The sequence below is a fragment of the Curtobacterium sp. 22159 genome, assembly GCF_052045775.1.
Classification (GTDB): Bacteria; Actinomycetota; Actinomycetes; order Actinomycetales; family Microbacteriaceae; genus Curtobacterium.
In genome coordinates, this window is sequence record NZ_JBQEPN010000001.1 from 403,734 (window position 1) to 418,300 (window position 14,567).

A 14,567-nucleotide genomic window follows, 5' to 3' on the forward strand; every position below is an offset into this window, starting at 1 on the left:
CGAGCGGGGTTCGCTCCACCCAACCACACATCCGAGCGCCGTCGCCTCCCGAGGCCTGGGTGTTCGCTCCGCGCCGCGGACACCACCCGGCCGGGAGGTGGAGTGTGGGCGAACACGAAACGCCGGGGTCCGTGACAGCCTCGGCGACCGTCCGAGAGGAGCTGCCATGACGTCGACCAACGCGACGAGCGAACTGCACGAGATCCTGGGACAGCGGCTGGAGGGCGGTGGGACCTGGGCCTGGGCGTACGCCGACGTCTCCGGCAACGTGGAGGACCCCCGACGGCAGGCAGCGCTGAAGCTCCGCGGCGTCCAGGAGGCGCTCCGGGCCCAGGGTGCTGTCGAGGACGTCGTCGACCTGGTCGCGGGGGAGTTCGAGCAGGAGCCCGGCGTGCCGTCCCCGGTGACCCGGTACGTGCTCGTCCACGACGGCGAGGTGGTGCTGAGCGAGGTCCTCCCGGGCCACCTGCACGGCCCGGAGTCGGTCGGCGTCGGCGCCGTGCCGGACCTCGTCCCACTCGTCGCCCACCGCCCCGTCGACCTGCCCTTCCTGGTCGTGCACGCCGGGAAGGAGGGCGGCGCCTTCCGCGCCTACCGGCTCGGACACGCACCGGTCGCGCCGGAGGAGCAGCACGTCCAGGGTCGCAACGACACCCTGCACTACGCCAAGGCGGGCACCGGCTGGAAGCAGCCGCACTGGCAGGCGCACACCGAGGAGATCTGGAAGCAGAACTCCGCCGAGGTCGCCGCCGCCGTGGACGAGGCCGTGCGGACCCTCCGCCCGGGCCTCATCGTGGTCGCGGGGGACATCACGGCGCGGGAGCTGCTCGTCAAGGCGCTGTCCACCGAGGCCCGAGCGCTCACCTCGGTCTTCCCCGGTGACCCGCGGGCCGACACCGCCTCGAAGCAGGCGTTCGTCGAGCACGTCGAGACCGCGCTCGCCCGCGTCGTCGCCACCCGTCGGCACGACCTCGAGGACCTGCTGCGCACCCACGTCGGGCGCGGTGACAAACTCGCGGTCACCGGGCTCGGGTCGGTCGTCTCGGCGCTGCAGCAGGCGCAGGGGGCCGTCGTCGCGCTCGACGCCGTCGCCGTGGGGGACCGCACCCTGCTCGCGCTCGCCGGGGCCCCGTGGGTGGCGACGGCACCGGAACAGGCCGCCGGGACGCCCGTGATCGGTGCCGTGCCCGCGGTCTGCGCCCTGGTGCGTGCAGCGGTGCTCACGGACGCGGAGCTCGTGCTCGTCAACGCGGCGTCCCTGCCGGGCGGCACAGCCGCCGCGGCGCTGCTCCGCTGGCCGGTCGGGCCGGCCGTTCCCGCCTGATCCGTCTGCGACGACGGACGGGAGGCACGGTGCCGACCCCCACCGCGCCTCCCGTCCGTCACCGGGCCCGTCGGCCTCCGGGCGTCAGTCGTGCGAGCGGTCCCGCCGGGGCACCAGGGGCAGCGCCAGCAGCGGCAGGACGCCCACGATCGAGAACGACGCGGCGAACCCGACCGCCCCGACGAGCGCCCCGACGCCGGGCCCGACGGCGCTCGCCGCGATGAACTGACCCGTGTTCTGCGCCCCGAGCGCGCGCCCGGACCAGAACGGCCCCGCTGCCTCGGCGACGGACGTGTACGCCAGGCCGTTGTCGGCGACCGTCACACTCGTCGCGATCACGAGGAACACCGCGGCCGCGGCGAGGTGCGTGGCGTCGACGAGGGCGAGCAGGCCCATGACGACCGCGGCGCTCACCGCGACGACGCGCAGGGGACCGACGCGGGACGCGACCCGGTCACTCCAGACGCCGACGAGGATCCTGCCGACCGCGCCGACGAACTGGGACACCCCGACGAGCAGTCCCGCCGACGCCGTCGACCAGCCGAGGCCGACGAGCCAGACCAGGCCGTACGTGGACAGGGTGAACTGGGGGACGACCAGCAGGACGGACACCGCGTGGATGCGCCAGAGGAAGCCGTTCGTCCGGTAGGGGTTCTCGACGTGCTCGGCCGGGGCGTCGGCGCGCGCCGGACGGGGCGGGTTGACGATGCCGACCGCGCAGAGCGCCGCGAGCACCGCGCAGAGCACGATCGGCAGCACGAGGGACGCCCGGATGCCGTCCGCCTCGGCCAGCTGCGGGACCGTGACGGCCGCGAGCGTCACCCCGAGCGGCTGCGACATCTGCCGGATGCCCATGGCGAGTCCGCGCCGCTCCTTCGGGAACCAGCCGACGACCACCCGTCCGCTCGCGGCGTTCGTCGAGGCGCTCGTCATGCCGCCGGCGAGGAACGCGAGCCCGAGCAGCACCGGGTTCCCGGCGGCGGCCCACGCCCCCACCACCGCCAGCGTGGTGAGCACGAGACCGCCGGCGATGACGACGCGCTCACCCACCCGGTCGGTGATCGCGCCCCAGGCGATGAGCGTGAGGACCATGCCGAACGTGGGGGCGGCGGCGAGCAGGCCGGCGACGGGCAGCGAGGTGCCGTGCGCGTGGAGGTACGGGATGAGCAGTGCGGGTGCGGACACGACGAGGGTGCCCGTGGCCTGGGCGGCGACGCCGAGGCCGAGCATCGTCCAGGCGCGGGGAGGTGTGGTCACGGGAGCCGTCCGGGTTCGTTCGGTGCTGGAACTGATTGGTATACCAAAACGGTATACCATCGACGGTCCAGCCCGACTAGGCTCGATGGCCGTGACCGAGACGACCGAACCAGCGCCCGTGTCGCAGACGAGCCAGCTCTACGACAACCTTCGGGCAGCGATCCTCACGCTGGAGATCGCTCCCGGCGAGCGCATCTCCGAGCGCGGCCTCGAGGCGCGGTTCCACGCCTCCCGCACGCCCGTCCGGGCTGCGCTCTCGCGGCTCGAGCGCGAGGGGCTCATCCTGCACGAGGGCCGAGCGTGGACGGTCACGCCCATCGACCTCGACGAGATCGCCTCGCTCGCCGAACTCCGCGGGATCCTCGAGCCCGCGGCCGCACGGCTCGCCGTCGAGCGGGCCTCCGCCGAGCAGCTCGACGAGGTCCGGGCGCACCTCGACACCCTCCGCCCGACGCCCGACCGTCAGGCCGGCATCCGCATGGGTTCCACGTTCCACCTCGACCTCGCCGCGCTCGGCGGCAACCGGTTCGTCACCGACGCCATCGCCGACGCGCTCACCCGCTTGGAGCGGACGCGCTGGATCGAGGTGCGCACGCCCGAGGCCCGCGACGCCGCGTGGGCGGAGCACAGCGCCATCATCGACGCGGTGCGGGACGGCGACGGTGACCGTGCGGCGGAGCTGCTGGCCGCGCACGTGGCGGGCACCAACGACCGGCTCCTGGCGTGGATCGCACAGGAGCGACGACGGCTGCGCGGTGCCGGCATGGCGATCGTGGGGAGCACCGAGCGCTGAGGTGACCCGCTGACGGGGACCGGTTGATCGCGCGGAACGGCCGACGCCGCCACGGCCGCCTACGGCGTCGCGCGGTCCTCGGCGGCGTCGAGCTGGTCGAAGATCCACGCCGTGCTGCCGTCCGAGTGGTCGAGCAGTGCGTCCTTGACCTCCTGCTCGTCACTCGTGAGCCGCTGTGCGGACTTCCTGCCGGAACGGGTCGACTGCGACATGGTGTCGTCCTTCCCCTGCGTGTGGGCATCGTGGTCGGCGCGGGCACCCGCCCGCCGGTGCGCTTCCTCACGGGACGTACTGAGGTCGTGACAGTGTGGCCCTGCCGGTCCGGAGCGCGCAAGGGGTCGCGTCACACGTGAAGGAGTCCCGGCGCGCACGGTACGTAGGATGGTCCGGCCGCGCGGCTCGCGGCACGCAGGCAGCGGACGTCGGACGGGAGGCACGGCTTGGCCGAGCAGCGCACCGCTCCTCCCACGGTCTACGACGTCGCGTCCGAGGCGGGCGTCTCCATCGCCACCGTCTCGCGGGTGCTGCGCACGCCCGACGCCGTGCGCGAGGGCACGAGGGACCGCGTCCAGGCGGCCATCCGGAGTCTCGGGTACGTGCCGTCCGGCAACGCGCGGGCGCTCGCGGGCAAGCGCACGGGCGTGGTGGGCCTGCTGCTGCCCGGGTTCGACGTCGTGCCCGACGAGCGGCCGGACCTCGTCACCGACGGCGGCGTCCGCGTGGTCGACGACCGGCGGCACGTCACCCAGCCGTTCTCGTCCAACCTGTACTTCGACGAGGTGCTGCGCGGTGCCGAGACGGAGGCGTGGCAGCGCGGCCTGGCGCTCATGGTCGCCGCCGGTCGCGGCTCCTCCCGGGACGTCATCGTCAACGACGTCGCCGGACGCGTGGACGGCCTCGCCGTGCTCGCGCAGACGGTCCCGGACGACCTGCTCGAGCACGTCGCCCGGCGCATCCCGGTCGTCGTGCTCGCCGACGACCGGCGCTCGCACGGCTTCGACTCCGTGAGCGTCGACAACGCCGCGGGCATGCGGACGCTCGCCTCGCACGTCATCGGGCGGCTCGGCATCCGGTCGCTCGCGTACCTCGCCGGGCCGATCGACTCGCCGGACGACATGGAGCGCGCCGCCGGGTTCCGCCGGGCGCTCGAGGACCACGGCGTCCCGGCGTCGTCGGTCCGGGTCGTGCACGGTGACTTCGGCCGGGTGCGGGCGCGGGAGCTCGCGTCGCAGCTGTTCGACGGTGGGACGGTGCCGCGGGCGATCGTCTGCTCGAACGACCAGTCGGCGCTCGGCGTGCTCGACGCCGCGACGTCCCGCGGGGTCCGGGTGCCGGAGGACCTCGTGGTCACCGGCTTCGACGGCATCGACGCGGGACGGTTCTCGGTGCCGCCGCTGACGACCGTCCACCAGCCGATGGGGGAACTCGGGCGCGCTGCGGTCCGGGCGATCGTCGACCGGCTCGACCGGCGTGAGGGTCCGCCGAGGGCGACGCGCCTGCCGGTCGAGGTGCTCCTGCGCGAGAGCTGCCCGCCGTCCCTGTAGCCGCGGTGGCCCCGCGCGCCGAGCGTGCCAGAAACGTCACGCTCGGTGACGCCGGGCGGCACGTCGTGCGCCGCCGGCGATACGCACGCGGCGTGTCGTGCAACCTCGACGCGCCCTCGTCCCCGCGCCACGGCGCAGTGCTCCGCCCCGACACACAAACCTCGGCTTGCACACCGCGATGTAAGCGCATACATTGTGTCCGTACCGACTCGACACGGAGGTCGACCGAGCAATGACGCTTCCCCCACAGCGCACCCCGGGCACCCGCCGGGGTCGGCGTGGCCGTCTCATCGCGGCCATCGCCGGCATCGCGGTCGTGGCCCTCGCGGCCACCGGCTGCAGCATCCAGGTCCGGTCCCAACCGGACCCGAGCATCGGCAAGGACACGATGCTCATCAACGCGGACCACGGCAACCCGCTGTGCGACCGCAACTTCAACCCGTACATCGCCAACGCCCGCACCGCGAGCAAGTGGATGTACGAGCCGCTCATCGAGGTGAACCCCCTCGACGGCAAGCGCAACCCGTGGCTCGCGAGCTCGTGGACCCAGCCGGACGCGAAGACGATCGACATGACGATCCGCAGCGGCGTGCAGTGGTCCGACGGCTCACCGTTCACCGCCAAGGACGTCGTCTTCACGTTCGACCTGCTCAAGAAGTTCCCCGCGATGGACGTCAAGGGTGCCTGGCAGCACATCGACACCATCGAGCGGCACGGCGAGCACGTCGTCTTCCACCTCAAGTCGGAGGACGTCCCGAGCCTCACGATCATCGGGCAGACGTACATCCTCGGTGAGCAGCACTGGGGGAAGGTCAAGGACCCGACGACCTGGCGTGACCCGAACCCCGTCGGCACCGGTCCGTTCGTGCTCGGCAACTACACCGACCAGCAGTACTCGATGGACAAGAACCCGCGGTACTGGCAAGCCGACAAGATCGCCATCAAGCACCTCATCCTCCCGGCCACGAACACGCAGCTCGACACCGTCACCCGCGGCTACGACTGGGCGTACTCGTTCATCTCGGACGTGAAGGGCACCTGGGGCGCGGCGTCGAAGACGAACACGTACTGGTTCCCGCCGGGCGGCGTGATCGGCCTCATCCCGAACCTCACGAAGGCCCCGTACAACGACGTCAACGTCCGCCGAGGCATCTCGCTCGCGCTGAACCGCGACGACATCGCCGAGACCGCGACCGAGGGCAACCTCAAGGCGGCCGCGCAGACCGGGCTGATCCTGCCGAACCAGGAGCGGTACGTGAACCAGGACATCCCGAACAAGGGTGTCGTCACGCAGGACACCAAGGCAGCGCTCGCCAGCTTCGCGAAGTCCGGCTACACGCAGCAGGGCGGCAAGCTCGTCAAGGACGGCAAGCAGCTCGAGATCAAGATCATGACCGCCAACGGGTACTCGGACTGGCTCCGTGCCGCGCAGGAGGTCCAGCGGAACCTCACCGCCATCGGGGTCAAGGTGACCATCCAGGCACCGCAGCCGGCCGGGTACCAGCAGAACATCAACAACGGCCAGTTCGACATGGCGATGGGCGGCATGGGCAACGGCGACGTCTACCAGGCGTTCAACTCCCTGCTCAGCAGCGACTTCTACCAGCCGGTCGGCAAGTCGACGGTGAACAACTACGAGCGGTACAAGGACGCCGACACGCAGAAGCTCCTCGACGAGTACAAGGCGACGACCGACACGGCCCGGCAGCAGGAGATCCTCGACCAGCTGCAGGAGATCGTCTACGACGACCTCCCCGTGATCGGCATGTACTACGGCGGGCTCTGGGGCCTGTTCAACACCGGCAAGTTCGTCGGCTGGCCGAGCGCGGACGACCCGTACATGGCACCGCAGAACTACGACTCGGCACCGCTGCTCATCTTCTCGAAGCTCCGGCTGCGCGACAGTGACGCGGGACGCAAGATCCTCAAGGAACAGGAGGAGGCGAAGTGAAGTACATCCTCCAGAAACTCGTCCTCTTCGTCCTGACGCTCTGGGCGGCGGTCACGTTGAACTTCGTGCTGCCGCGGCTCATGCCCGGCAGCCCGACCGACGCGGCGCTCGCGAAGCTGAGCCAGAACGGCCCGGTCACCGACGCCACCAAGAAGGCGATCGAGGCGCAGCTCGGCGTCCCCAGTGGCAACCTCTGGGACCAGTACGTCAGCTACCTGCACCAGGTCATCACGCTCGACTTCGGGACGAGCTACACCTTCTACCCGCAGCCGGTCGGCGACCTCGTCTCGAAGGCCCTGCCGTACACGCTGATCCTCGTCGGCCTGGTCACGATCATCGCGTTCGTCCTCGGCACCCTGATCGGCGTCGGCGCAGCGTGGAAGCGCGGCACCTGGCTCGACTCGCTTCCCACCCTGTCGGGCTCGTTCATGTCGACGTTCCCGTACTTCTGGACCGCGCTCCTGCTGCTGTTCTTCCTCGGCTACGTGCTGCACTGGTTCCCCACGACCGGCGCCTACTCGGCGACGAGCACACCGGGGTTCAACGGAGCGTTCCTCGGTGACGCCCTGCAGCACGCGGTCCTGCCCGCCGTCACGATCCTGGTGACGAGCCTCGGCGGCTGGATCATCGGCATGCGCAACGCGATGATCAACACCCTCGGTGACGACTACGTGACCTTCGCCGAGGCGAACGGACTCCGCGGACGCACCGTGGCGATCCGGTACGCCGCGCGGAACGCGATCCTGCCGAACCTGACCGGCTTCGGGCTGGCGCTCGGCGGCGTGGTCGGCGGCTCAGTCCTGGTGGAGCAGGTGTTCGGCTACCCGGGCATCGGCTACCTGCTGTTCAACGCCGTGATCGGGCAGGACTACCCGCTCATGCAGGCCCTCTTCCTGATGATCACCGTGTCGGTGCTCATCGCCAACTTCATCGTGGACGTCCTCTACGGCGTCCTGGACCCGAGGACGCGCCGATGACGAACAACGCCACCATCGCAGTACGCACCCAAGAGCAAGCAGCTCCCTCGAAGTGGCTCGCCGCCGCCCGCCAGTTCGGCGTGGTCTGGTCGAACACGAAGGCCCGGATCGGCATCATCATCCTCGCCGTGTTCGTCCTCGTGGCGATCCTCGCCCCGCTGCTGGCGCCCTACGGGGCGAGCCAGAACGGCTTCCCCCGGAGCGCCGACGCCACCGCCGACCACTGGATGGGCACCACCGCCGCGGGCGAGGACGTCCTGTCGCAGATCATCTACGGCGCCCGGATCTCGGTGCTCGTCGGGGCCGTCGCCGGCTTCCTGTCCACGCTCGTCGCCGTCGCGATCGGTCTCAGCTGGGGCTACGTCCGCGGGTGGATCGCCGAGGTCATCGGGTTCATCGTGAACCTCTTCCTCGTCATCCCCGGGCTCCCGCTCATGATCGTCATCGCGGCCTACCTGCAGAACGGCGGGATCGCGGTCATCATCGCGGTCATCGTCGTGACCGGCTGGGCGTGGGGTGCCCGCGTCCTCCGCAGCCAGACGCAGTCGCTCCGCGGCCGGGACTTCGTGACGGCGGCGCAGTTCTCCGGGGACGGCGCGACCCGCATCGTCTTCCGCGAGATCCTGCCGAACATGACGAGCCTCATCGTCGGCTCGTTCTTCGGCGCGGCGACGAGCGCGATCCTCGCCGAGGCGGGCCTCGAGTTCCTCGGACTCGGCGACTCGTCCATCGTCAGCTGGGGCACGATCCTCTACTGGGCGCAGAACTCCAACGCGCTGCTCACCGGTCAGTGGATCCTGCTGTTCGCCCCCGGTCTCTGCATCGCCCTCCTGGCGATGAGCCTCACCCTGATCAACTTCGGCGTCGACGCCGTGTCCAACCCGCGGCTGCGCGAGGGCGCGCGCCGCAAGCGCAAGGAGGTCACCGCATGAGCGGCGCAACCACCGACGGCCTGGAGGCGCGTGGCGGCGCCGACCCGCGCCTCCCGTCCGGTACGGGCCAGGGCGACGTCCTGCTCGACGTCCGCGACCTGTCCGTGGTCTACGAGTCGGCCGGCCAGGAGGCCGTGCAGGCGGTCGACCACGTGTCGTTCAGCCTGCGCAAGGGCGAGTTCGTCGGCCTGGTCGGCGAGTCCGGCTCCGGCAAGTCGACGCTCGGTTACGCGCTCACGCGGCTGCAGAAGCCGCCGGCCCGGACGAACGGCGGCAACATCTTCTTCGGCGGCCACGACATCCGTGACCTCGGCGAGGAGGAGCTCCGCCAGCAGCGTCAGGGTGGCTTCGCCATGGTGCTGCAGTCGGGCATGAACGCCCTCAACCCGGTCCGGACCATCCGGAACCACTTCGTGGACGTCTTCCGGGCGCACGGCCACGTGCCGCGCGACCGGTGGGACGCACGGATGCAGGAGCTCATCGAGAAGGTGAAGCTGCCGACCGCCATGCTCGCGCGCTACCCCGGCGAACTGTCCGGCGGCATGCGCCAGCGTGTGTCCATCGCCCTGGCGCTCTCGCTCGAACCGCGCCTCATGGTCTTCGACGAGCCGACCACCGCGCTCGACGTCCTCGTGCAGCACGCCGTGATGGACACCATCATCGAGCTGCAGCAGTCCGAGGGCTTCACCGCCATCCTCATCAGCCACGACCTCGGCATCGTGCTCGAGGCCACCGAGCGCGTGCTCGTCATGCACGAGGGACGCATCGTCGAGGACGGCGGCTCGAAGGACATCCTGCGTGACCCGCAGGACGACTACACGAAGATGCTGCTGTCGCACTACGCGGACCCGCGCGCTTCGGTCGTCTCCTTGCCCGGCTTCCCGGATCGATCGCAGCGCTCCGCCTCACGCCAGGAGACGACGTCGTCATTCGCGACCGTCGGCTCGCGGTCGCGGTCGGCGGCACGCAACCCGATCGTCGTCGACCACCTCGTGAAGACGTACCCGGCACCGCGTCGCGGCGAACAGCCCGTGCAGGCCGTCCGCGACGTCTCGTTCACCCTCGAGCCCGGGCAGTCGCTCGCCCTCGTCGGTCAGTCGGGCTCCGGCAAGTCGACGATCGCGAAGATGCTCACCGGTGTCGAGAAGCCGACCTCCGGCTCCGTCCGGTTCGGTGACACCGACGTCGCTCGCCTCGGCCGGCGCGGGCTGAAGGACCTGCGCTCCGAGGTGCAGATGGTGTTCCAGGACCCGTACGCGGCGCTCAACCCGCTGCACACCGTGGAGTACATCCTCACCCGCCCGGTGGTGAACTACACCGGGCTGCGCGGGAAGGACGCGCGGCGCCGGGTGCTCGAACTCCTGGAGACCGTGGGCCTGACACCCGTCGAGCAGTTCGCGCAGAAGCTCCCGCACCAGCTGTCCGGCGGGCAGCGGCAGCGTGTCGTCATCGCCCGTGCACTGGCGTCCGACCCGCAGGTGATCATCGCCGACGAGCCCGTCTCGATGCTCGACGTGACGCTCCGCGCCGGCGTGCTCGCCCTGCTCGAGGACCTGCGCGAGCAGTGGGGCGTCTCGCTCCTGTACATCACGCACGACCTGCTGAGCGCCCGCCTCATCACGGACGACATCATGGTGCTGCACGACGGCGCCGTGGTCGAACGGGGCCACACGGCCGAGGTGCTGCAGCACCCGCAGGACGACTACACGGTCGCGCTGCTGGACGCGGTGCCGAACCCGCGGCGGACACTGCTCGCATGACGTTCCCGCCCGTTGCTCCCTTCGGTCACCTCCCGACGCCCGAGGGCGTCGACGTCGTCGGCATCGACCTCCCCGTCGGACGACTCACCGCCTACCGCGTCGTCCCCGCGGGGGAGTCGAAGGGCACCGTCCTCATCGTCCCCGGGTACACCGGCTCGAAGGAGGACTGGCGCACCTTCATGCCCCTGCTCCGCGACGCCGGATGGACCGCAGTGGCGATCAGCCGCCGCGGCCAGGCGGACTCCGCAGCCCCCGGCGACCCGTCCGACTACACCCTCGACGAGGAAGCGGCCGACGTCGTCCGGGTCGCCGCCCTGCTCGACGACGGGGCGCCCGTCCACCTCATCGGGCACTCGCTCGGCGGGGTGATCGCCCGCGCGGCGGCAATCGCGTCCCCGTCGTCCTTCCGCGACGTCGTGCAGTTCTGCTCCGGCCCGTACGGCTGGCCCTACCGCAAGGTCGCCGAGCTGACGATCCTGCACGACACGGGCGGGAACCTCCGGCAGCTCTTCGATGCGACGAACCCACTCTGGGCGGGCCGTCCCGACGACGAACTGCCCGACGACGTCCGCATGGTCCGCGACCGTTTCGACGCCACGAGCCCGCTCAGCGTCGTCGCCGGCGGACACATCCTCGAGGACCACACCGACTCCTCCGCCGAACTCCGCGCCACCGGCCTCCCCGTCCTCGTCGCGCACGGCGAGTGGGACGGCGCGTGGCCGATCCCGTGGCAGCGGCAGATGGCCGTCGACACGGGAGCCCGGTACGAGGTGATCCCCACGAGCTACCACGGACCCCACGTCGAGAACCCTGCCGCGACCCTCGCGCTGTTCGACGACTTCCTGTCGGCGCACTGACGCCGGCGCACTGAAAGGACCCATCATCACCACGCTCGACTTCCCGAAGGGCTTCCTCTGGGGTGCCGCCACCGCCGCGCACCAGATCGAGGGCAACAACGTCAACTCGAACTGGTGGGTGCACGAGCACGAGCCCGACACCACCATCGTCGAACCCTCCGGCGACGCCGCGGACAGCTACCACCGCTACCGCGAGGACATCCGCATCGCCGCCGACCTCGGCCTGAACTCCTACCGGTTCAGCATCGAGTGGGCGCGCATCGAGCCCGAGCGCGGGTTCGTCAGCCGCGCGGAGATCGACCACTACCGGCGCATGGTCGAGGCCTGCCACGAGTTCGGCGTCGAGCCGATCGTGACCCTCATGCACTTCACCGTGCCGCGCTGGTTCGAGCGCGACGGCTTCTGGCGTGCCCCCGACGCCGCCGACCTGTTCGCCCGCTACACCGAGGCCGCGCTCCCCGTGGTGCAGGACGGTGTGCGCTACGTCTGCACGATCAACGAACCGAACATCGCGGCGATGCTCGCGGGCGGCGAGGACGCGTCGAACCTGGTCGCGTACGGCCTGCCGAACCCGGACCTCGGCGTCGCGGACGCCCTGCTCGCGTCGCACAAGCGCTCCCGTGAGGTCCTGTCCCAGGTGTCCGGCCTGCAGTCCGGCTGGACCATCGCGACACAGGCGTTCAAGCCGAACGGCGAGCCCGGCTCCGAGGAGATGCTCCGCGAGTACGGCTACCCGCGCGACGACTGGTACCTCGAGCAGGCCGCCGGTGACGACTTCCTCGGCGTCCAGGCGTACACCCGCACCTTCATCGGACCGAACGGCCCACTGCCGGTTGCCGACGACGTCGAGACCACGCTGACCGGGTGGGAGTTCTACCCCGGCGCCTCCGCTGACGGGCTCCGCAGCGCGTGGGAGCTCTCCGGACACGTGCCGCTCATGATCACCGAGAACGGCATCGCCACCGCCGACGACTCCCGCCGGGTCGCCTACACGCAGGGCGCCCTCGAGGGCATCCACGCCTGCATCGAGGACGGCATCGAGGTCCTCGGCTACCAGCACTGGTCCCTGCTCGACAACTACGAGTGGGCGTCCGGGTTCCGTCCGACGTTCGGGCTCGTGTCGTGGGACCCGGTGACGTTCGCCCGGACGCCGAAGGACTCGGCGCGCTGGTACGGGCGGGTCGCTGCGGCGAACGCGCTCACCGTCTGAGGCGCGGCCGACTGACGAACTGGAGGCGCGGTGCCAGCGGGCGACGCGCGCAGCGCAGTCCGCCGCGCCGCACTGCGGAGCACCGGCCGCTCGAGGGCGTACCACGACGTCGCCGCGATGCCGACGCTCACGGCGGCAACGGCGATCCGTTGGACGCCGGATGACGCGCTGCCACCCGGCGCGACCGTCAACAGGACGAAGTGCCACAGGTAGAGCCCGTACGAGATCGTGCCGAACCACCGCAGGAGCCCCAGCCGCAGGACACCGAGGCGCGCCGGGGCCGCGAGCAGGACCACCACCGTCAGCATCGCCGTGACCGGTTCGACCCACACGCCGAGGCGTTCGGCGGTCACGATCGCGGACAGTGACGGCCCGACCGCCAGCCCCACGCAGACCACGACCGCGGCGAGACCGGTCCACGAGGGCAACTGCGCGACCGTCCGGCGCCGGACGAACGCGACCGAAGCGCCGAGCAGCAGTGCGTACGCGCTCGTGTCGAGACCATGCGTGGCCCAGGCGGGAGCCCCGGCGACGTTCGCGAACGCCCGCCACGCCAACGCCAGCGCCGTCACGCCGATGACGAACCGCAGCGCGGTCGTCGCGCGCAGGCGAGGGAGCGCGACCAGCAGGAGGACTGGCCACGCCAGGTAGAACTGCTCCTCGACCGCGAGCGACCAGAAGTGTTCGAACGGACCGAGGTCGATGCCGCTGACGGAAGCGACGTTGGCGATCGGTGCCACGAACCACACGGTCACCGCCGGCAGCGTCGTCGCCCAGGGGTCGGCAGTCGTCACCGCGAGCGTCACCCCGACGAGCACGACGACCACGAGTGCCGGCGCGAGTCGGGCGAGGCGTCGGCCCGCGAAGCGCCACAGGTCGATCCGCCCGCTCCGCTCGTGCTCCCGCAACAGGTTGCGCGTGATGAGGAAGCCCGAGAGCACGAAGAACATCGTGACCCCGACCATCCCTCCGAACAGGGACAAGCTGTTCGACACGTGTGAGACGACGACGAGGACCACGGCGAGACCGCGGAGGCCGTCGAGTTCCGGTGATCGCTGCTGCACCTCACCAGAATATCAAGTACTACACCTGGAGCGCCAGGAGTATTTCCGCGACCCGATCCGATCCGCGCTCCCGGGCCAGGTCGAGCGCGGTCCGGCCCTCGACGTCCTGGAGGTCGACGGACGCTCCGCGCTCCAGCAGCGCCTCGGTGACCGCGCGCCGGTCGAACCACGCCGCTGCGTGCACGGGCGCGAACCCCCAGCGGGGATCGAGCTCGTCGATGTCCGTGGGATCGACTCCGATGCCGTCGAGCGCGAGCGAGAGCCCTCCGACGTCGCCGTGGGCCGCGGCGCGGACGGCGGGCGTGGCCCACTCGACCCAGCCATCCGGTACCGGGCCAGCCCACCCGTGGGGATCTCGGTGTTCCAGGCGCGCCCACTCTTCCTCGGCGACGGTGTGCACCTGCACCGACACGTCGCGGAAGTGCACGGCGAGTTCGCCGGTCGGCGAGAACAGCAGGCGCAGTTCCCAGACGTCGGCGTCCATGTGGGCGATCTCGCCGCGGGAGACCTGCACGTCACCGGCGAGCAGGTCCAGCTCTCCGACATCGGCCGGTTCGGTCACGGCGCGGTCGAAGCGGAGCGTGACGCGCGCGTGGTTCCAGCGGCGCCAGAGGCCGTCCGCCGTGTCGAGCACCTCGTCGTTGCGGACGATGACGACCGCGTGCACGGTCTGCGTCGTCGTCCCGTCGACACCCGCCGCATCGTGGCGACCGGAGTCCTCGGTGTACCACTCGGCGACCCTGGCATCGCTCCACCGTACGGACGCGAGCGCCGCCACGGTGGGAGGCGCGTCGGAGAGCAGCCGTGCGAGGTACTCGGGGTAGCCGTCGATGTCCTCGAGTGAGACGTACCCGACCGCAGGCCAACCCACTCGACTCCATCGCACCGTCCGAGGATA

Annotated in this window: 12 protein-coding genes and 1 pseudogene; 9 read left to right on the forward strand and 4 right to left on the reverse strand. The window is 71.0% G+C overall.

The window, feature by feature from the left end; genetic code table 11:
• Positions 1-166 precede the first annotated feature (166 nt).
• The gene (locus tag ACTJKO_RS02040; RefSeq protein ID WP_440685154.1) at positions 167-1,324 is read left to right on the forward strand and encodes a baeRF2 domain-containing protein; all 1,158 of its coding nucleotides are present in this window, start codon (positions 167-169) and stop codon (positions 1,322-1,324) included.
• An 84-nt stretch (positions 1,325-1,408) separates the two neighbouring features.
• Here the strand turns inward: ACTJKO_RS02040 and ACTJKO_RS02045 are convergent, their stop codons facing one another.
• A complete protein-coding gene (locus ACTJKO_RS02045; RefSeq protein ID WP_440685202.1) occupies positions 1,409-2,554 on the reverse strand; it encodes an MFS transporter in 1,146 nt (381 codons plus the stop codon).
• Between the two features lie 112 nt (positions 2,555-2,666).
• On the opposite strand from ACTJKO_RS02045, the gene ACTJKO_RS02050 reads away from it, so the two are divergent.
• Positions 2,667-3,374: a GntR family transcriptional regulator gene (locus ACTJKO_RS02050; protein ID WP_440685156.1), complete on the forward strand. Its 708-nt coding sequence runs from the start codon at positions 2,667-2,669 to the stop codon at positions 3,372-3,374.
• 59 nt (positions 3,375-3,433) lie between these two features.
• On the opposite strand, the gene ACTJKO_RS02055 is transcribed toward ACTJKO_RS02050, so the two are convergent.
• Positions 3,434-3,586 (reverse strand): hypothetical protein, encoded by a 153-nt coding sequence (locus ACTJKO_RS02055; RefSeq protein WP_440685158.1) that lies wholly within the window; start codon positions 3,584-3,586, stop codon positions 3,434-3,436.
• Positions 3,587-3,814: 228 nt separating this feature from the next.
• Here ACTJKO_RS02055 and ACTJKO_RS02060 point away from each other — a divergent pair, with 228 nt between their 5' ends.
• The 7 genes from ACTJKO_RS02060 (at position 3,815) to ACTJKO_RS02090 (ending at position 12,605) form a co-directional block, all read left to right on the forward strand.
• On the forward strand, positions 3,815-4,918 hold the full coding sequence (locus ACTJKO_RS02060; RefSeq protein ID WP_440685160.1) for a LacI family DNA-binding transcriptional regulator: 1,104 nt from the start codon (positions 3,815-3,817) through the stop codon (positions 4,916-4,918).
• 232 nt (positions 4,919-5,150) lie between these two features.
• Positions 5,151-6,869 carry an ABC transporter substrate-binding protein gene (locus tag ACTJKO_RS02065; protein ID WP_440685162.1) on the forward strand — a complete coding sequence of 573 codons (1,719 nt, stop codon included), beginning with the start codon at positions 5,151-5,153 and terminating at the stop codon, positions 6,867-6,869.
• A complete protein-coding gene (locus ACTJKO_RS02070) occupies positions 6,866-7,846 on the forward strand; it encodes an ABC transporter permease (RefSeq protein WP_440685164.1) in 981 nt (326 codons plus the stop codon). Before ACTJKO_RS02065 ends, ACTJKO_RS02070 begins: the two co-directional genes overlap by 4 nt.
• The gene (locus ACTJKO_RS02075; protein WP_440685166.1) at positions 7,843-8,778 is read left to right on the forward strand and encodes an ABC transporter permease; all 936 of its coding nucleotides are present in this window, start codon (positions 7,843-7,845) and stop codon (positions 8,776-8,778) included. The genes ACTJKO_RS02070 and ACTJKO_RS02075 overlap by 4 nt, the downstream gene beginning before the upstream one ends.
• Positions 8,775-10,538 (forward strand): ABC transporter ATP-binding protein, encoded by a 1,764-nt coding sequence (locus ACTJKO_RS02080; RefSeq protein WP_440685168.1) that lies wholly within the window; start codon positions 8,775-8,777, stop codon positions 10,536-10,538. The genes ACTJKO_RS02075 and ACTJKO_RS02080 overlap by 4 nt, the downstream gene beginning before the upstream one ends.
• Complete coding sequence (locus ACTJKO_RS02085; protein WP_440685170.1) at positions 10,535-11,395, forward strand: alpha/beta fold hydrolase; 861 nt, start codon at positions 10,535-10,537, stop codon at positions 11,393-11,395. Before ACTJKO_RS02080 ends, ACTJKO_RS02085 begins: the two co-directional genes overlap by 4 nt.
• Positions 11,396-11,417: 22 nt before the next feature.
• On the forward strand, positions 11,418-12,605 hold the full coding sequence (locus tag ACTJKO_RS02090; RefSeq protein ID WP_440685204.1) for a glycoside hydrolase family 1 protein: 1,188 nt from the start codon (positions 11,418-11,420) through the stop codon (positions 12,603-12,605).
• Positions 12,606-12,742: 137 nt separating this feature from the next.
• On the opposite strand, the pseudogene ACTJKO_RS02095 reads toward ACTJKO_RS02090, so the two are convergent.
• A pseudogene (locus tag ACTJKO_RS02095) lies at positions 12,743-13,669 on the reverse strand (acyltransferase family protein); the annotation flags it as partial.
• Between the two features lie 19 nt (positions 13,670-13,688).
• Complete coding sequence (locus tag ACTJKO_RS02100) at positions 13,689-14,555, reverse strand: ankyrin repeat domain-containing protein (protein WP_440685172.1); 867 nt, start codon at positions 14,553-14,555, stop codon at positions 13,689-13,691.
• Positions 14,556-14,567 lie beyond the last annotated feature (12 nt).